General features: G+C 38.5%; 20 protein-coding genes. 10 read left to right on the plus strand and 10 right to left on the minus strand.

The window, feature by feature from the left end:
* Positions 1-125 precede the first annotated feature (125 nt).
* The gene (locus MMH89_RS03075) at positions 126-1,769 is read left to right on the plus strand and encodes a DEAD/DEAH box helicase (protein WP_258567984.1); all 1,644 of its coding nucleotides are present in this window, start codon (positions 126-128) and stop codon (positions 1,767-1,769) included.
* 13 nt (positions 1,770-1,782) lie between these two features.
* Complete coding sequence (locus tag MMH89_RS03080) at positions 1,783-1,995, plus strand: hypothetical protein (protein ID WP_258567985.1); 213 nt, start codon at positions 1,783-1,785, stop codon at positions 1,993-1,995.
* On the opposite strand, the gene MMH89_RS03085 is transcribed toward MMH89_RS03080, so the two are convergent.
* The 4 genes from MMH89_RS03085 to MMH89_RS03100 all read right to left on the minus strand — a co-directional run bounded on the left by MMH89_RS03085 (position 1,992) and on the right by MMH89_RS03100 (position 5,243).
* The gene (locus tag MMH89_RS03085; RefSeq protein ID WP_258567986.1) at positions 1,992-2,462 is read right to left on the minus strand and encodes a leucine-rich repeat domain-containing protein; all 471 of its coding nucleotides are present in this window, start codon (positions 2,460-2,462) and stop codon (positions 1,992-1,994) included. The two genes, MMH89_RS03080 and MMH89_RS03085, sit on opposite strands and share 4 nt — an antisense overlap.
* A gap of 103 nt (positions 2,463-2,565) precedes the next feature.
* A complete protein-coding gene (gene groL / locus MMH89_RS03090; protein ID WP_258567987.1) occupies positions 2,566-4,230 on the minus strand; it encodes a chaperonin GroEL in 1,665 nt (554 codons plus the stop codon).
* 10 nt (positions 4,231-4,240) lie between these two features.
* Positions 4,241-4,534 carry a co-chaperone GroES gene (locus MMH89_RS03095; RefSeq protein ID WP_258567988.1) on the minus strand — a complete coding sequence of 98 codons (294 nt, stop codon included), beginning with the start codon at positions 4,532-4,534 and terminating at the stop codon, positions 4,241-4,243.
* Positions 4,535-4,754: 220 nt separating this feature from the next.
* Positions 4,755-5,243 (minus strand): hypothetical protein, encoded by a 489-nt coding sequence (locus MMH89_RS03100; protein ID WP_258567989.1) that lies wholly within the window; start codon positions 5,241-5,243, stop codon positions 4,755-4,757.
* A 131-nt stretch (positions 5,244-5,374) separates the two neighbouring features.
* On the opposite strand from MMH89_RS03100, the gene MMH89_RS03105 reads away from it, so the two are divergent.
* The 7 genes from MMH89_RS03105 (at position 5,375) to leuS (ending at position 13,890) form a co-directional block, all read left to right on the plus strand.
* A complete protein-coding gene (locus tag MMH89_RS03105; RefSeq protein ID WP_258567990.1) occupies positions 5,375-5,638 on the plus strand; it encodes a hypothetical protein in 264 nt (87 codons plus the stop codon).
* Between the two features lie 368 nt (positions 5,639-6,006).
* Complete coding sequence (locus MMH89_RS03110; RefSeq protein WP_258567991.1) at positions 6,007-7,092, plus strand: hypothetical protein; 1,086 nt, start codon at positions 6,007-6,009, stop codon at positions 7,090-7,092.
* A gap of 14 nt (positions 7,093-7,106) precedes the next feature.
* Positions 7,107-9,056: a DUF4116 domain-containing protein gene (locus MMH89_RS03115; protein WP_258567992.1), complete on the plus strand. Its 1,950-nt coding sequence runs from the start codon at positions 7,107-7,109 to the stop codon at positions 9,054-9,056.
* Between the two features lie 49 nt (positions 9,057-9,105).
* Positions 9,106-10,245, plus strand: a complete 1,140-nt coding sequence (gene dapE / locus MMH89_RS03120) for a succinyl-diaminopimelate desuccinylase (protein WP_258567993.1) — start codon at positions 9,106-9,108, stop codon at positions 10,243-10,245.
* Entirely contained in the window at positions 10,242-10,670 is a 429-nt protein-coding gene (gene ybeY / locus MMH89_RS03125) for an rRNA maturation RNase YbeY (protein WP_258567994.1), read from the plus strand. Before dapE ends, ybeY begins: the two co-directional genes overlap by 4 nt.
* The gene (locus tag MMH89_RS03130; protein WP_258567995.1) at positions 10,657-11,454 is read left to right on the plus strand and encodes a transporter associated domain-containing protein; all 798 of its coding nucleotides are present in this window, start codon (positions 10,657-10,659) and stop codon (positions 11,452-11,454) included. The genes ybeY and MMH89_RS03130 overlap by 14 nt, the downstream gene beginning before the upstream one ends.
* 69 nt (positions 11,455-11,523) lie before the next feature.
* Positions 11,524-13,890 (plus strand): leucine--tRNA ligase, encoded by a 2,367-nt coding sequence (gene leuS, locus MMH89_RS03135; RefSeq protein ID WP_258567996.1) that lies wholly within the window; start codon positions 11,524-11,526, stop codon positions 13,888-13,890.
* A gap of 132 nt (positions 13,891-14,022) precedes the next feature.
* Here the strand turns inward: leuS and MMH89_RS03140 are convergent, their stop codons facing one another.
* The 4 genes from MMH89_RS03140 to MMH89_RS03155 all read right to left on the minus strand — a co-directional run bounded on the left by MMH89_RS03140 (position 14,023) and on the right by MMH89_RS03155 (position 17,252).
* On the minus strand, positions 14,023-14,865 hold the full coding sequence (locus MMH89_RS03140) for a hypothetical protein (RefSeq protein WP_258567997.1): 843 nt from the start codon (positions 14,863-14,865) through the stop codon (positions 14,023-14,025).
* Position 14,866: 1 nt separating this feature from the next.
* Complete coding sequence (locus MMH89_RS03145) at positions 14,867-15,700, minus strand: WH2 domain-containing protein (protein WP_258567998.1); 834 nt, start codon at positions 15,698-15,700, stop codon at positions 14,867-14,869.
* A 269-nt stretch (positions 15,701-15,969) separates the two neighbouring features.
* On the minus strand, positions 15,970-16,101 hold the full coding sequence (locus MMH89_RS03150; protein ID WP_258567999.1) for a hypothetical protein: 132 nt from the start codon (positions 16,099-16,101) through the stop codon (positions 15,970-15,972).
* 356 nt (positions 16,102-16,457) lie between these two features.
* Positions 16,458-17,252, minus strand: coding sequence for an SDR family oxidoreductase (locus MMH89_RS03155; protein ID WP_258568000.1), 795 nt, complete (start codon positions 17,250-17,252; stop codon positions 16,458-16,460).
* Between the two features lie 151 nt (positions 17,253-17,403).
* Between MMH89_RS03155 and mutY the strand changes: the two genes are divergently transcribed.
* The gene (mutY, locus tag MMH89_RS03160; protein ID WP_258568001.1) at positions 17,404-18,408 is read left to right on the plus strand and encodes an A/G-specific adenine glycosylase; all 1,005 of its coding nucleotides are present in this window, start codon (positions 17,404-17,406) and stop codon (positions 18,406-18,408) included.
* Here mutY and MMH89_RS03165 read toward each other — a convergent pair.
* Complete coding sequence (locus MMH89_RS03165; protein WP_258568002.1) at positions 18,405-18,938, minus strand: hypothetical protein; 534 nt, start codon at positions 18,936-18,938, stop codon at positions 18,405-18,407. The two genes, mutY and MMH89_RS03165, sit on opposite strands and share 4 nt — an antisense overlap.
* Before the next feature lie 78 nt (positions 18,939-19,016).
* Positions 19,017-19,538: a hypothetical protein gene (locus MMH89_RS03170; protein WP_258568003.1), complete on the minus strand. Its 522-nt coding sequence runs from the start codon at positions 19,536-19,538 to the stop codon at positions 19,017-19,019.
* Positions 19,539-19,579 lie beyond the last annotated feature (41 nt).

The following is a 19,579-nucleotide window of genomic DNA, read 5'->3' on the forward strand; positions in this document are numbered from 1 at the left end:
CACAATTTACATAATGTATCATTGAAGAATATTTATTATTGACTTATTGAAACCAATATGTTCACCTATCGACACAATCACCAAACATTATAATAAACAGAATGATAAACTTATGAAAAGACAACTTGAATCAAATAGCCCTAAAAGAAACTATAGGGAAAATACTCCCAGACAGCTATGCAACATCCGCTCCTAAAAGACCTAAATTTGAAGCTCAATCTGCAGACCACCAACCGGACTTACCTACCTGCTTCATAGATAATATTAGCTACAACCCTAAAGAAGACGAATTTTTAAGAGATTATCAAAAACAACTAATGACTGAGTTCATTGCCAAATGGCCGACACAAACGCATGCTGGCTTAGAAATGCCGACTGGCTCTGGGAAAACAGCTATGATGACTCAAATCGTTTCACTCGCAATAAAATCAGGTGTTGAGCGGATAGTTATCATACTTCCAACTCAAAACCTATTAGAAGAAACGCAGGTTAAAATACCCGCTTATGCAAAAAAACATCCTCAGCTGGGAATTACAGAAACACTTGCTCATTATTATTCGAAAACACGTTCAGAACAAAAAGACTCAATTAGTAAAGAAAAAATTATTCTTTCTACCTACCAGTCATTAAAGAAGCTGCTGCCAAAACTAACTTTAAATAAGAACAGTCTTGTCATTTTTGATGAAGCACATCGCTGTAAAGGTAAAGAAACAAAAATTCATGTAGAGGGCCTTGCCTGCCCTGTAATAGGCTTAAGTGCTAGCTTATATTTATACCCTGAGTCAAAACTACCGATTACAAGCATTGTAAAGTATTCAATTGATGACGCAGTCTCTGACGAAGCTATATCACCTATTCAGTGCATAGACTTTGATCTAAGTCATCAGCCAGATATTAAAGAACTCAGAAAAAGAATTGGGATAAAAGGAAACACACTTACCCAAGAACAGCGAGATCAAATTGGTGAATTTCTAGCCAAGCAAAAAGGCATTGATGTCACTGTTACTCAACTGTTACAGCAACTAATTATAGCAAAAGATCCATCTGCAAAGATTATGGTATTCACACGAACAATACTACATGCTGATAGCCTGAGAGAAATTTTCCAACATATTGGTATTGGTGCCGTTTGTTACCACGGCCAGATAAAACCCAAAGCACTTCTTGAGCAAGCGATGACAGAATTTAAAACAGTAGGGTCCAAAGCTCAAGTTATGATATCTTGCGGAATGCTGGATGAGGGAACTGACTTTCCTGCTGTAAAAACTGTTGTTGATTATGATATTGCCATCAAGCAAGCCCGATTAATGCAGCAAAGAATGGGACGTGCAACTCGAGTACATAAAGGACAATCAGCTGTATACATTAGAATTGCAATTCTTGGATCAAAGCAACTTAGCCCACGCTCAGCGGGTATACTTAACCCTAAAAAACCAGCAAGTCATATAGGCTGTTCCTCTGACCAACTACTATTTCATCCTGAATATAATGAGTCCAAACATCCTGAAGGGCTTAGAGTTGTATCAATTGATGGTTTACCCAAGCCTATGTCTATAAAAGTTAAGTTCTCAAAAAAAGGAACCAATGCAAAAGGCAAACAGAGCTTTTATACCATACTTCAATTAGATAAACACCCCATCAAAGATCCCGATGAGCTTCCAAATTCTGTAGCTGCAACAGCTGAAACGGGTCTTATGGAGGCTTCTGCAATGCTTGCAGAAATTGACCAAGAAAATAAGTCATATCGCTTGCTATACAGATTATGTTGAGGCAAGCAAAAATATGTTTGCTTCAGCTACAGACACCTCTAGTACTGCTGGAGCTTCAGCCCCGATGAGCCTACCACAGGTAAGTATTTTTGATACCATGCTTTTGAGCCCACCCAGTGACCTACCTCACACATATAGCGGGGGTGCTTCAGCCCAAGCTACTGAACCAACATCAGGAGAAGGTCCTGAAGAGGATCCATGCGCATGGCTATACACACCGCTCTAAACAAGCTGCAATACGAACTTAACCTTGCTGCACCCTGTAAAGGCATGAGGAAGTACATACGTTGAATGGTCATTAGTGATACAAACTCTCGATAAACTAGAGCAGCCATAAAAAGCTCTCATTCCAATATATGACACACTACTTGGAAGCATTATATCCGTTAGTTTTGTACAACCTGCAAAAGCTGCATGATTAATTTTAGCTAACTGACTAGATAATTGCAGTACTGATAAATTGGCACAACCCAAAAATGCATTCCAACCAATACTCAACACTTCATGACTCATAATAACGGATACTAATGCTTTACAATCCTTAAAAACATTAGGCGCTATTCGCTTAATAACTTTGGGTAAATCAACGGCAGTGCACCTATATCCAAACTCAAACCCCCGTAGAACACCGGCATGAAGATAATAGGTATTACCATCGGTATGATGAACTTTTCTGAGCTCAATTTTTTCCACGAAATTTCCTTAAAGTTAATTCTGTTTATTTTATCCCACAAAATATATAAAAAAAAGGGAAGAACTATTCTTCCCCTTTTTCCAGATAGATACTGAGCGTATGTTACATCATACCCATGCCGCCCATTCCACCCATGCCGCCCATGCCGCCCATGCCGCCAGCAGCGTCATCAGCATCCTCTTCTTTTGGCTGCTCAATCACTAAGCACTCTGTCGTGATCATCATACCAGCAATAGAAGCTGCATTTTGTAATGCAGTACGTGTGACCTTAGCTGGATCCAAAATACCCATCTCAACCATATCACCATAAGTATAGGTAGCAACATTATAACCAAATGCGGCCTTACCTTCAGCCACCTTATTCAAGACAACAGAAGCATCTTCTCCAGCATTAGAGACAATTTGACGCAAAGGCTCAAGCATTGCTAGCTTAACCGCCTTAATACCCATATCTTGATCATGAGTCGCACCTTTTACTTTATCAAGTGATGATGCAATTCTTACCAATGCAACACCACCTCCAGGTACAACGCCTTCTTCTACCGCTGCTTTCGTTGCATTAAGTGCATCTTCAACCACGGCCTTATTTGCTTTCATTTCAGCCTCAGTTGCAGCACCTACTTTCACCACAGCAACACCTCCTGCTAATTTAGCAAGGCGCTCTTGTAATTTTTCACGGTCATACTCAGAAATGGACTTGTCCTTAATCTGAGTCTGTAAGCTGTCGACACGCTCTTTGATTAATCCTTCTTGACCGCTGCCATCAACAATCATCGTATCATCTTTACCGACTACGACACGTTTAGCAGAACCTAGATGATCTACAGTCGCTTGCTCCAATGTTAAACCAACTTCCTCTTTAATGACTTGTGCCCCTGTAAGTACAGCAATATCATCTAACATTGCTTTACGGCGATCACCAAAACCAGGCGCTTTGACAGCAGCAACTTTGACAACACCACGCATGCTATTAATCACCAGTGTTGATAGAGCTTCACCCTCAACATCCTCTGCAATAATTAAAAGTGGACGCCCAGCTTTAGCAACAGATTCTAGTAAAGGAACCATATCTCTAATATTACTAACCTTCTTATCTACCAATAAAATATAAGGGTTTTCTAACTCAGCAATCATGCTTTTTTGATTGGTCATAAAGTACATAGAGATGGCACCTCGATCAAACTGCATGCCCTTTACAACATCTAGGGTTGTATCTAATGTAGATCCTGTCTCAGCTGTAATCACACCATTGATACCTACCTCTTCCATAGCCTGTGCAATTAATGAACCAATTTCTGTATCTCCATTTGCTGATACCGTACCAACACGTTCGATTGTTTTGTTGTCCTGACACTTGATGGATAATTTCTCAATCTGCTTTGTTAAATGTTTTACAGCTAAGTCAATACCTCGCTTTACTTCCCATCGATTACCTCCAGATGCAATCAAACGGGTTGCTTCTCTAATAATGGCATGAGATAACACGGTAGCTGTCGTTGTTCCATCACCTGCTGTGTCATTTGTTTTAACAGCAGCCTCACTCATCAACTTGATTAATACATTATGTAAGTGTTTTTTACACTGTGCACGTTGTGCAACAGTAACACCATCTGTTGTTAAGGTTGTATCACCATTATCATGGAGCATCACCCCTACACCAGCAGGACCCATAGTCGCTGCAACTAAATCTTTTAAAATAGTGGATGCTTCTAGTATCTCCATCCTGACCTGATGGCCTTTTAAAATATTGGATTGTTTTGCGCTCATCATTAAACTCCTAGTTAATTACTGCTAAAATATCATCTTGGCTGATGATTAAATATGTTTTGCCTTCATGTGCTACTTCTGTACCTGAAAACTGATTACAAATGACTGATTGACCAATACTCAATGACATTGGCTGAGCCTTACCATCAACTACTTTACCATCGCCTACTGCAACAATTGATCCTCTGACAACTTTTTCATCTTGTTTCGTAGGCACATAAATACCGCCTTGTGTTTTTGCTTCTGCCTCAGCAGGCTCAACGACCACACGGTCACCGCAGGGCTTTAACTTTAAAGTGGACATCATTACTCCTTAGTTTTGAAATTTAGCCTTATTCGGCCACCTAACTAAATGATAGTAATGAAAAGAAATTTCTAAAGATGTGCAAACAATAACACCATTAAAAACATATAAATAAATTAGATTATATTCTATTTTACTGTTGTAAAATCAAGATTTATAAAGATACCCAACGATTGTTTAGGCCACAATCTATCAAAAACTTGGCTTCCTGCCTCTACTTCTATGGCTTCCTGCCTCTACTTCTATCTTTGTTATACTTACTTTTTAAATCAGTACTATTAGCATTAAACTCAGCCCTCTGCACAGACCTTCTTTTTATTTCCTCCTTAAATCCCGGCGGTGTACCATGTGAGTCATACCCCCTTCTTTCGTGAGTCCCCAGTCCACTCCCTCCTGACAAGGCGTTCATAATGCTTTTAAAGACTCCAGTGGCACTTTGTTTGATGCCTGTAGCAGTCCTTGAAATCTCTCCTTCTTGCAAGCCGTTATTATATTTTTTACCTGTAAGTACATTTTGCACAATCTTTCCCAGTGCAAAAAATCCAAAGAGAATGGCATTACCCATAGTTCTAAACAATGGTCCCAGGAAATCATCTTTAAAATATGAAGAAAAGCCTTCATCATTCTGTAGAATCCCTTTAATTCTATCCTTTAGTTCACTCAAAGACTGATTTAAGTTTGCTCTGTGTTTTGATGCATATGTTCCCATGACATTACCTCTTAAAAAATTAATTCAGGTATGTTGTACACATATACTTTAGTTTGTCAGGAAATAATGAAAAAAACCTGACAACACATAAATTAACGCTATAAAACATACGCTTAAGAACAACAAGAACAATGTATCAAAAAAAACTATTAAACCAATATACAGACCGACTGAAAGAAATGTACAAAACTAATTCTGGTTTATACAGCCATAATGAGCTTTGTGAGCAAATTAAGAACATGCCTGACCCATCCACTTTAAGTTTATCAATCAATAGTCGACATCGAGTTTTACTCTGTCGAGAAGGGTCACAACTATACCTATATGACCCTAATGGACAATTAGCGTCTGACAAGTTATCTAACCAAGTATTGAGCAGCTTGTTGAATTTTTAAATAACACCTACCCACACAATTATAACCAACATACACTGGATTTAATACATGAAGCAATCCCTGCTATACCCTCAAGTAAAGAGAGAAACTCTAAAGTATTAAAGTTAATAGTAGAACAGTTAACACTCGGTAAACTCAGTAGCAAAAGCCCGGAACCTATCACGAAAATAATTATTGGGCCAAAAATAGATGAACCTTTTGTTAGTCAAACTAATATTATTCCAGCAATTGATAAAGAACTCGCTGCGCTTGGTGTTACAGATGAAAAGGCTAGGCAGAGCGGGGTATGCTATGGACTTTGCTACATTCTAAGGGAAGTAATTACTCAGTATGGGTCTATAACAAAAGGTTTAACTACCTTTCAATCCATGTTAAAAGAAATTGAGTCATACGCTCAAAACCTTAAAAAAGCTCCACTTAGCCAGCCCGAAAAACCCGAGATAATTAAACAGCTAGTTGGGTTAGTCATTTTAGCCCACAAAAGCCAACACTATAGAATCACCGACACAAGTAAAAAAAGCATTCACAGCCCTAGATCTATGAATAACGTCGCGGATAGGCCCGACAGCAAAATTATGCTACCGCTGGCACTTCCTGCATTTGACGACAAACAAAAACCCTCATATTACTTCACTCAAGGCAGGTATATTCGATGGGCTATATCCTGGATTGCTAATAAAATACGCTCACTACTCAAAACAACGGATAAGTCCACGTCTGTCCCTTTAAACCCTTTAGCTGTTTATGAGCTACTGCAGTCTGAAAAAGCACGCTCTCGCATAATAAAGACTATATCTCACACGAGGAGATTCATTTCAGATCGTAAAATAGCTACTCAACTAGTTCAAGAGGACTACAAGCACTTTATATATAATGGTATCTTATCGAAAAAAGCACAGAGACATGTAGCCACCAAGCTAACAAATAACCATCTCTTGCCTAGCCTTTTCATCTGTAACGATCTCATCATAAGCAAGCACATTTTTGAGATTAATCAGAATCCGGATTACTTTCAATCTTTACCAGAAGAAATTAAAAATACCTCCAGGGTTTATATGGCTGCAATAAAAATAGATCCATATAACCTTGCATATCTAAGAACAGATGTACAAGTCAATATTATTACAAAAACACCCCGTATGATATCGTACGTTACTCCAGAAACAATAAATAAAATAGGGACAATAATTAAACAAACAGATGAGGCAAACCAAAAAAAATTAGTGAAAGATAATATGCCTAGACTACTAAAATACGCATCTCACTCTGTACAACAATCACTTGTTACAGAACGCCCCAACTATCTTGCGTATGCTTCTCTTGAAGTTCAACGAACAGTAATAGCCTCAGACGGTAATTTATTACAATATGCAGCCGAAACAATAAAAAAAGATAAAAGAAAACCTACGATGCTTAGGGCGAGACACAAACCTAGATCAATAAGAAAACCTTAAAAAAATCTGACAACATGAAAATTTACACTATAAAACAATTAATTAAAAAACAAAGAACAATGTATCAAGAAAAACTATTAAATCAATATACAGCCCGATTAAAAACAATGTACCAAACCAATGCTGGTTTATACAGCCATAGTGAACTTTGTGAGCAAATTAGGAATATGCCTGACCCATCCACTTTAAATATAGGAATCAATGGTCGACATCGAGTTTTACTCTGTCGAGAAGGGTCACAACTATACCTCTATGACCCTAATGGGCAATCAGCGTCTGACACGTTATCTAACCCAAGTATTGAGCAACTTGTTGAATTTTTAAATAACACCTACTCACACAATTATAACCAACATACAATGGATTTAATACATGAAGCAATCCCTGCTACACCCTCAAGTAAAGAGAGAAGCCCTGAAGTTTTAAAGTTACAAGTGGAGCAGTTAACACTCGGTGAATCGAGTAGTAAAAGCCTGGGACCTATCACGAAAATAATTATTGGACCAAAAACAGATGAACCTTTTGTCAGTCAAGATAACATTATTCCAGCAATTGATAAAGAACTCGCTGCGCTTGGTGTTACAGATGAAAAGGCTAGGAAGCGCGGGGTATGCTTTGGACTTTGCTACATCCTAAGAGAGCTCATTACCCAGCATGGGTCTATAACAGAAGGTTTAACTGCCTTTCAATCCATGCTAAAAGAAATTGAGTCATACGCTCAAGTGCTTAAAACAGCTCCACTTAGCCTGCCCGAAAAACCCGAGATAATTAAACAGCTAGTTGGGTTAGTCATTTTAGCCCACAAAAGCCAAAACCATAGAATCACCGATACAAGTAAACAAAGCGTCCACAGCATTTCATCTCTTGAAAGCATCGCAGATAGGCCCAATGCAAACATTATGCCACCGCTGTCACTATCAGGATTAGATTTCGAACAAGTAGCTTTACTTTACTTTAAACAAGGCGATTATATTGGATGGGCTACTAGTAAAATACGATCACTATTCCAAACAACGGATACGTCCAAGTCTATCCCTTTAAACCCTTCAGCTGTTTACGAGCTACTGCAGTCTGAAAAAGCGCGTGCTCGCATAGTAAAAGCTATCCCACACACAAGTCGATTCATTTCAGACCCTCAAATAGCTACTGAACTAGTCAAAGAAGACTACACGCACTATGACTATAATAGTATTTTATCAAAAAAAGCACAACAGCACGTTAAAACCAAGATAGATAAAGACCTTGATCTTACAATAAGAAAACATATTTTTAATATAAACACTAACCCAGCTTACTTTGCTAATTTACCACCTGAGGCTAAAAACATACCTAGAGTTTACATGGCTGCATTAGCAAAAGATCCAGAGAACTTCATATATCTACCACCTGAGACTAAAACCATACCGAAAGTTTACATGACTGCTCTAAAACAAGATCCATCTTACCTCATGAGACTGAACACAGAGATACAAGTCAAGCTTATTACCGAAAGCCCCTCCAGAATAGAGTACGCATCCACGGATGCAATTGATCAAATTAGCACTACACTTAATTCTAAAGATGAAGAAAGCCAAAAAGTTTTTGTAAGCCTCGAGAGGTCCCTGCTCAAATATGCGTCTAACTCTATTCAAGAAGCAGCTATTAAAGAAACACCCTCTGATCTCATGTACGCTTCTCATGAAGTGCAACGAAACGTAGTATCCTCTGACGGTGATTTATTACAGCATGCATCCGAAGAAATAAAAAACGATAAAAAAGCTCTTGTGTATGCGATACATAGCAAACCTGAATCATTGAAGCACGCAGCGAAAAAAATGCAGACTGAATTTCTTAACTTTAAAAACCATAAAGAAAAATATTTGAAATATGCATCCCCCAATATACAAAAACAGTTTGTTTCTAAGTACCCTGAGCTAGCCAGCTATTCATCTCTTCCATCTAGAACGAAGCCCCCTGCACCCTAATTACATTATATTTATTTTTTTATAAACTATATGCTGATATAATTAAAAGATGATACATGAATACGCCTTGCTTAAACAATTAATTACCAAGCCATCTATAACACCCGATGACTCTGGCTGCCAAAGCATTATCCGCCAATTCCTTGACTTTCAATCATTTGACCTATCGGTTAATAACACACAAAACACCCTGATACTAACCCCAACTCATGGACCGCTACTACTCTTCCTTGGGCATACTGATGTTGTAGCGCCAGGATCTTTAGAACAATGGGATTATCCTCCTTTTGAGCTCACTAAAAAAAAGAATAAACTCTATGGCAGAGGAATGGTTGATATGAAAGGTGCTCTATGGGCGTGGTGTAGTGCTATGAAAAGAACACCAACCTCTAATATCCAGCTAGGCATGCTCATTACCAGTGATGAAGAAGGATCTGGCACAAACGGAATCAAAGCTGTTATTCCCAGAATGAAGGAACTTAACATGCTTCCAAAGTGGGTATTGGTTGGAGAACCTACCAGCAAAGAAAACTTCGGTGATTGCTTCAAGAATGGCCGCAGAGGATCTGCACACTTTTATTGGACTATTGATGGCAAGCAAGGTCATATTGCCTATCCTACTCATGCAAAAAATCCATCTAATGCCTTACAATCTGCTCTAGCCTGTATTGAGAAGATTAACCACACCCTACCTGCAAACAATCGAATCGAAATCTATTCGATTAATACAAGCTCACATATTGAAAACGTAATCCCGCAATCTATTACCCTAAAATTTAATATCCGTTTTACGCACAATGAAATTATCCAAGAAGTCTCTGAGCAGTTAAAAGAAATGCCCTTTACTCTTGAATGCCAAATCCGTGCACACCCCTACCAATCTAAATATGGTACATTTACAGACCTATTGATCCACTCTATACAAGACACGTTAAATACCACACCCACTCCTTGCGTACTTGGTGGAACCAGTGATGGCCGCTGGCTGGCAGATCTTTGTCCCGAAATTGTAGAGTTTGGTTTGAAAAATAAAACTGCGCACCAATGCAATGAACACTGCACAGTACAAGAGTTACACGACCTAGAACTGATTTACCACCAACTCATTAAAAAAACGGACCAAATAAATTCTGAAAAAAATTTAAAACACACTATAACAAAAAATAAAACACATGAGGTACCAATTTGAGGAATGATGATAACACATTCAAGCTTTATGACCCTGAAAACACACTTTCAGCGTTACAGTTCGACTTTGATCATGCGCTTAATATCACATCTCAGCGAATTCAAGCACCGCTCAATATTCAGCTAAACATTATTGACGATCCAACCATGATGCAAATGAATAACCAAATGAGAGGGAAGCCTACAGCCACGGATGTACTGTCACAACCCTATGATAAAAATATGGGAGAAATATTTATCTGCCCCAGCTTTATAAAAAATCAAGGCTATGATCTTAATCGGATCATTTACCTTTTTATTCATGGTATGCTTCATATTGCAGGCCATACCCATGATCATGATCATGACTTTGCAACCATGCGAGACCATGAGATTCATATTCTTACACAGCTAAACCAACCCAATCCTTACCATGAAGATTTTTAAACAATTATTTACGAACCCATCTAAATCTATTGAATCATTCAAGCAGACAGCCCATGATTTGACACAAAAAAATCAACTGGACTCTCTGACACATCAACTAATTATTAACTTAATTGATAGTAGCCAAATTACCATTAAAGATATTATGATGGACAAGTCAAATGTGGTTACCATCAATGATCACGCTAGCATAAAAGATTTACTCGATTTATTTGAGATCCATAAGCACTCTAGGTATCCAGTCATGAACTCATCTGGGTCCGTTTGTGGCATTATTCTGATGAAAGATGTACATAACATCCTATTACAAGAAAGCCAGAAACATAAAGTTAAAGATTACCTCAGGCCAACTATTTTCACACCTGCAACGCAACGCATCCCTTCTTTGCTCCTTCAATTGCAACAGTCTAGGAAGCATATGGCCATAGTCCTGGATGAATATAACCAGTATATAGGCGTTATCACTATTGAAAACCTAATCGAGTCCTTTGTGGGTGCAATAGAAGATGAGCATGACCAACCTGATGAAACTCATATACGCCCCCTCAGAGGAGGCGTGTACCAAACACAAGGTAGTATCACGATTGAAACTATTAACCAATATTTTAACTGCGAAATTGATACTACGATGTTTGATACACTTTCAGGCATTCTCACTCATCAATTTGGACACATCCCAAAAGCAGGAGAGAAAATCCAAATTCAAGACCTACAATTTACCATTAAGCAATCAGACTCAAAAGTAATTCAACTCATTGAAATTAAGCTGTTAAAGAATCAATAAAATAAGCAAAAAGTTTCTATTCACCGTCTATTTTGCTATCATGGAAAAAATCATATAGTGAAATAACGCATGACCATTAATTATGACCCACATTTAATTCAAAGTAGTACTAAAGATCAACTAGCCAATCACCAGCCTGCTGATTGCTCTAACAAAAAAAAGTACATTCTAGCTATGTTTCCCTACCCGAGCGGTCAATTTCATATGGGGCATGCGCGCAACTATACCATTGCTAACACATTATCGGATTACTACCGTTTAAATGGTTTTAAGTGTTATATGCCCATGGGTTGGGATGCATTTGGTCTGCCAGCAGAAAATGCAGCCATTAAACATAAAAAGCACCCAAAAGACTGGACTCAAGGCAACATCCAACAAATGAAGGGTAGCTTTGACCAAATGGGTTTATATTTTAACTGGGGTTATGAGCTAACCACCTGTGACCCAGAATATTATAAATGGCAACAATGGTTATTCATCCAGATGTACCAAAACAACTTAGCCTATCAGAAACAAGCAACCGTAAACTGGGACCCTGTGGATCAAACCGTACTAGCTAATGAGCAGGTCATTGATGGACGCGGCTGGCGATCTGGCGCACTGGTAGAACGCAAAGAAATCAAACAATGGTTTTTAAAAATAACCCAGTATGCCGATAAGCTACTCGATGGCTGCAAAACACTAGACAAGTGGCCTGAACAAGTGCGTCAAATGCAAGAGAATTGGATTGGTCGATCAGAAGGTTTAGACATTCATTTTTCCTCTGACCAAGAAGATATTAAAGTATATACGACACGGGGTGACACCCTGTTTGGCGCTACAGCCATTATGGTTGCACCAACACATCCAATCTGTAAAGAGGCTTTAAAACGGGATCCCAAACTAGCTGATCCACTCTCAGAGCTCATGACCAGTGGCGTTAGTGAGGCTGAAATAGAAAAACAAGAGAAAAAAGGGCTTCCACTTGGACTCTATGCAACCTGTCCTATATCTAACAACAAGCTTCCTATATGGGCAGCAAACTACGTACTAATGGATTATGGGCATGGTGCTGTTATGTGTGTGCCTGCACATTGTGAGCGGGACCATGCTTTTGCTAAAAAATATGATTTATCGATTCAACCGGTTATAACCAGCGAGCAACATGACTATGAGCAAGGTGCTATGAGTGAGATGGGCCAGCTAATTCACTCCAATGAGTATACAGGACTTGAATCCAAAGACGCCATAATCCAGCTTGGGAAAGTACTACAAAAGATCAACAAGGGTCAGCTCAAAACTCAGTACCGATTAAGAGACTGGGGCATTTCTCGTCAGCGCTACTGGGGCTGCCCTATTCCTATTATTCACTGTGACCACTGTGGGATCATCCCTGAATCCTTTGAGAATCTACCCGTAATGCTTCCGACTGATATCGAATTTGAGCCTGGCAAAAACATACTGCAAGCTCACAAGTCCTTTATCAATACGACTTGTCCAACATGTGGGAAAGCCGCGAAAAGAGAAACGGATACTTTTGATACATTCTTTGACTCTTCCTGGTATTACAACCGATTTGCATCAGGAGGAGATCCTTCTCAGCTGTTAGACTCAAGTATGAAACCAGCATTACCTGTTGATTTATATATTGGTGGTATTGAGCATGCAATTTTGCATTTGCTCTATGCTCGGTTTGTTAATCACTTTATGCATGATATTGGGCTTGTAGACAATACGGAGCCATTTACTGAATTACTCACACAAGGCATGGTTTTAAAAGACGGCACAAAAATGTCTAAGTCTAAAGGAAACTTAGTGACTCCTTCAGAGCTACATCAGCAGTATGGCTCAGATGCAATACGTTTATTTATGTTATTCGCAGCCCCTCCACAACAATCACTAGAATGGTCAAACTCAGGTATTGAGGGTATGCACCGATTCCTAAAGCGTGTACACCATTATTTTGAAACCCCTAGAAAGACCAGCAACCAAGAGGATAAAACGGTTTGGGCTAATGTACAAAAAATACTGCAACAAATCAGTCAAGACTATGAAAAAAGACAGCTTAATACCACAGTTGCAGGGGCTATGAAGATATTTAACATCCTTTCAGAGCATCATACCGCTAAACAAGAAGAGATTGAGCGCATTTTCTTAATTACGCTATTTCCACTCGCACCACATATCAGTATGTACTGCTACCAAAAACATTTTAACCAATCCATACTCGATGCACAATGGCCAGAAGTTGATACTCAAGCACAAGCTTCCGCACCTATCATGATTGCAGTTCAAGTTAATGGCAAAAAACGAGGGCTTATCACAGTAAATGCTTCTAACACAAAAGAAGAGATTGTGGCAATTGCTACAGAAGAGCCTAATGTTAAGAAACATATTAATGCTATTCGCAAGGTCATTTATGTGCCTAATCGATTGGTCAACATTATTGCTTCTTAATCAAGCGTTTTGCTCAGCATAAATGCAACACCGTTGCTTTGCTTACTGTTTAGGAATAAGAGACTCACTCTTGAACTTGCTTATAAAACACTTAACACAATAAGAGTCATCCATGACAGTTGTAACTTGTCATTATGGTGATTGAGATGGATCATCAGACCACTCATCATCTGAGTCTGAATCATCTGGATCTTCATAAGCAGAGCGTATAGCGCCTACCCTTGCTTTAAGGTCTGCGTCTATATCTGCGTTAGCCTTACTCTCTATCTCTTCCACTGTAAGCGGAGAATTTTTCTCCTCCAAGAACTCTCTATTAATAGAAGCCTCATCAACACCCTCGCTTGTCTGCAACAGTTCCTGATATTTTGACCTAGGTGGCTTAGGTTTCAGCGGAGGCTTCGGCCCACTAGGGGCTCCCCACTCACTAAGGGATGCATACATCCCATTACCATCTTCGGCAGAATCCGTAGAGTCCACTGCCGAAGCACCAGAGGGCGTATCTGACCTATCCCCTCCCGCAATAACAGAATTAACTTTATCATACCAAGCTGTCTTCAGGTCTCCCTTGGCTCCAGGACGGTTTGCGGCTTCCTCAGAATCAGTGCTCTCTGAATTAGCTACTTTTCTTAGAATCTTACCTGCTCTTATCGCGGCAAAATGGTCATCCTTGCGAACCTTTGAAGGATTAGCATTAGCGCTCTCTTGACTTTCTTCAACTTTTTCTCCTATCTGGGCATGCAAATCAGCATTGTCAGCCCTTAGACACCCTTGTTTCAGCGGATTACCTTTAGGAGATTGATTTAACTTTCCTAGTTTATTGGCATCAACTTTTTCGCTCTCAAACTTATATACACCCAGAGATGAGCTTGTTAAAGTTGATTTTAATAGCTCACGTTTTACCCAAAATACAACAGCTAAAACGAATAAGTTAAAGAGCAATACAGCAAGAGATAACAGAATTAATAACAAAGACACTTTATTTAACTCCTTTAGCTTCACGAGCAGCAAAAGCTAGCTCAAGTTCAGTAAGTTCTTTACCTGAATCAACCTTCTTCTTACTTGGCGTACTACTAAGATTAACTTTCAGAATAACTGCAGGATCAAATTCCTTGGACTTTGCAGGCGAGCCATTATATCTTGGTACTTTTTTAAGCGGTGTAGCAGCTTGTATAGCTTGTAATAAATTTCCTCTAGTATTACTTTTTGGGGTCGTGGATATTGCAGGCGATCCATTATATCTTGGTACTTTTTTAAGAGGTGTACCAGCTTGTATAGCTTGTAATAAATTTCCTCTAGTATTACTTTTTGGGGTCGTGGATATTGCAGGCGAGCCATTATATCTTGGTACTTTTTTAAGAGGTGTACCAGCTTGTATAGCTTGTAATAAATTTCCTCTAGTATTACTTTTTGGGGTCGTGGATATTGCAGGCGAGCCATTATATCTTGGTACTTTTTTAAGCGGTGTACCAGCTTGTATAGCTTGTAATAAATTTCCTCTAGTATTACTACCTCCCTCAACCTTTTTTGGGGTCGTGGATATTGCAACCGTTGAACCTGCCGCACTTTTACCTGGTGGTGGTGGCGGTGGTGGTGGTGTTGAACCTGGTAATGGTGGTGGTGGTGGTACTGGTAGTACTTCAAACACTTTTTCACCATTCTCACCCGGAGATTCTTTTACAAAAGATATATTTTCTTCAAATTGCTCGTCACTTTTATACTTATTAAACAAATTACGCACTAGAATAAGTGATGAAATTGCTATTATTAAGGATAATACAGACACTATTATTGTAAATATAACTTCTAACATGGTTTTTCTTTTTTATTTAACTTGCTCAACAATACCTATTAAACCATTAAATGTCAACAGCTTAATTAATTAAGATATTATTAATATTCATAATTCCTCATTATAATTTGCAAACTGAACCAACATTAATTTCGCCTTTAGTGGATGCACTAGGAGAACAAGACAATCCTTTCTAATCAAATTTATTACTATTTGAATACGAACCTGAACCAGATTCCGCATTCAAAGACCTACTCTGCTTCCAATGACTATATAACTTACATAAGGCATTACATAGCCGATATAAAGCGAAAGCAAGAATATGAGCCAATACTATACACCCTACCTACTGATAATATAAATAAATGAATTAATGCCTGGTTTAACCCTGACGCTATACCTCTTTGTACTGGTGTTGACATAAGACCCCTCCTAATTAATAATTATTCTTCGAATTAACACATTATAAATTTTTTTGATTAAACTCAATGACTTATGAGAGGGCATGTATAAAAACCAGTATGATTTGCATCTATACGTTAAACCAGAAGCTAATACTAGTTAGCGCATAAATTAAAAAAGATCTATAAACAAGAAAAAGTAGAATGAAGGATAATCATACGCTCAATAGTCTAGTACACTCTTAGCACGTTTTTGTTAAATCTCGTAATCAAAGCTGTATCGCTAACTCGAGTGTGCAAGAAAAACCCTTTTCTTTATCTTATCAATAAAGAACATATCCAACTAAAATTACACTTTTCAAACTAGATAGTTGTGATTAGCATATTTCAGATTCATATTCAGCATATTTGCTAAAGTCTTCAACACCATCATCACGAAGCACTTCCTCATCTATAAAGAACTCACCCGTCAATCCCATAGCATTTTTGGATAACAAACTCCAACAGGCATCCCCCATAATAGCGGGGTGTCTACTGTATCGTTGTGTTTCATAAGTTCCTTGGATCACATTACAAAAGTCCTTACTATTTATATTTGTTTTAGGCCATAATGCATTTACAGATATGTTATCAGCTCTAAACTCTTCTGAAAGCCCTACAACCTGCATACTGCATAAATACCGACTTGCAGTGTAAGCTAAGTACGATCCTAACCATCTAGGATCTAAATTAATTGGTGGCGCAATCATAATAATATGAGGCGATTCAGCATAACGTAGATATTTCTGAGCATACTTAGCAATTACAAAATTACTTCTCGCATTTACACTATTCATGAGATCATAAGCTTCTAAAGAAATATCCTGAGTATTACTCAAGATCACAACACTTGCATTTAATACGCAAACATCTAAACGCCCATACTGCTGATATACTTTATCAATAGACTCAATAATTTCACTGTCATTACGAATATCACACTGAAACATTACGGCTGATCCACCTAGCGTCCCAAGCTCTTCACAAACTTTTTTAGATTCTTCTGAAGCATGATCTTTAACGAGCATCACGAGTGCAGCACCCTCCTGTGCAAATTTTGCTGCTATTGCTAAGCCTACACCACGGGTAGCCCCAGTCATAAGAACAACAGGCTGGCTTTCTCCTAAACTCATGTTATCTTTCTCCATAATATTAAACACTATTCTATAAATAAAGAGCCCTTTATTCAATAAAAATTAATACTATTTTCATAAAGCATAAAAAACATAGTGACAATAGCAATACATTCATTCAGTATGCTAATGATTTTCACATACAATTTACATGCAAACGTTTTCAGACAAGATTATTAACTGGCAAGCTGAACACGGGAGGCATCATCTACCCTGGCAACTTCAACCCACACCCTATCGAGTATGGATATCTGAGGTTATGCTTCAACAGACACAAGTCAAAACTGTCATACCTTATTTTAATAAATTCATGCAAGAATGCCCAAATGTGAAAGCACTCAGTACAATTGAAGATGACGCTCTCATGAACCTTTGGCAAGGGTTAGGTTACTACAGCAGAGCACGCAATTTAAAAAAGTCAGCCCAAATAATTGTTAGCGAATATAGCGGATCTTTACCCTCAGATATGCACAGCCTAATACAGCTTCCCGGGATAGGTCGCTCAACAGCCGCTGCTATTTTATCACTCGCCTATGAACAGCCCGCTGCAATTCTAGACGGTAATGTCAAACGTGTTTTAGCTCGGTACTTTGCAGTTACTGAGGATCTAAAAAAAAGCGCTACACTTAAACAACTATGGAAACAAGCAGAGTCCCAGCTCCCTCAAAAAAATGCTCGAGCCTACACCCAAGGCTTAATGGATTTAGGGGCTCAAATCTGTATGAAGCGTAACCCTTTATGCAGTGACTGCCCTATAGAAACAAACTGCCTCGCACATCAAAAATCTCTAACTGATGTTATCCCAAAATCAAGAAGTGGTAAAAAACCGAAAAGTGTCAGCCTATATGTTGTAATCAACATCTATGATCAACAGATCTATTTTATAAAAAGGCCCTCAAAAGGTATTTGGGCAGGACTCTATACCCCAGAAATTTATGATGACTGCTCTACCATGAGTCACCAATATCCACATGTGCACCCACTAAAACCGTATCAGCACAGACTAACTCATCAGTTACTCACGATTCACCCATTTATAGCACATTACCAGCCAATATCTGAAGCCGTGAGTCAGCCTATCGATCAAATCACTTTACCGATACCGACTGGCATCAAGCCAGCTCTGACACAAGCTATCATGCACCTAAATAATTAGGGCGAATCATACCCAGAATCAGGCTCTTCAGAGGCCGTATAATAATCGCTGCCTGAATCATCATCTGCGGCGCTCGCAGGCGCAGCCGCGCCTCCTCCTGCAAACATACTTGTCATAGCATGGGAGCTAGGAGCCAAACCTGATATCTCATTGCTAATGCTTCCCAGCAAGGTATCTCTCAAAGCGTCCAATGACTCTTCGTCTGATGCATCTATTTTTACAAAATCAGTATAGTCAACCACAATACGCTGCAAAAACTGAAACATCAGAATACGATCAGTATCAGGCATTTCTGAGCCGAACTTTTCAATAGCTGCTTTTAATGATTGGACAATACTAGACACTGTCTTCTCATTTGAATTCAAAAAATGTTCATGAATATGATTAAACACCACACTCATATCTACATGTGCTTCATCCAAGCCAGGAACAACACTCCTACAAACAAATTCTCTAATTTCTTCAGAGAACTCAGACTTATGGGCAGCTATTATTTCACTTTGTCTACTCGACATTCTGTTTTTCTTCATAACTTTCTCATTATTAATTGACTTATTTTTAGCATCAATTAATTAAAGGTCAGAAAAAAATGATATATATTACAGAGCTCACTCAAATAAGATAAAACATCTAAAATCAGAAACTAATTGTTCAAAACTATCAGATGCAACATCCAAACTAACAACCGGACCAATAAACAAAGACTGAAGCATATTCTCTCTAATCTCTGAGCTTTCAGATAAGCATGCTAACTGATAAAACTGACTTCTCGATTCGATATCCTGACTCCTAAGATATTTCTTCTCTGAACATATCCCTGAATAAAAAGCCTGACCATAGCCCATACTGCTACACAAACCTAGCATAGGCAGCCATGGCGTTAACTCCTGTATATAATTCAGCAGGTATGTATATCCAACTGCATATATAATATTACCCAATAATAATCGCTTAACATAACTCCTGAATACAATAATCATGAATCGATTTACAGATTGGCTCCCGGAAAAGGTATGAAAAAGCAAATTTACATCATGTTCAGAATCAATATGTAGATCATCATTGACTAAAAAAAGAATTTGCTTGCATATAGTGATAGAAATAAAAGTTATGAATGACCAATGAAACATATAGGAACACGACGGTTCAACACACAGAAACGTCCATGCTA

Origin of the sequence: Candidatus Comchoanobacter bicostacola, from assembly GCF_024172705.1 — a bacterium.
GTDB classification, from domain to species: domain Bacteria; phylum Pseudomonadota; class Gammaproteobacteria; order Comchoanobacterales; family Comchoanobacteraceae; genus Comchoanobacter; species Comchoanobacter bicostacola.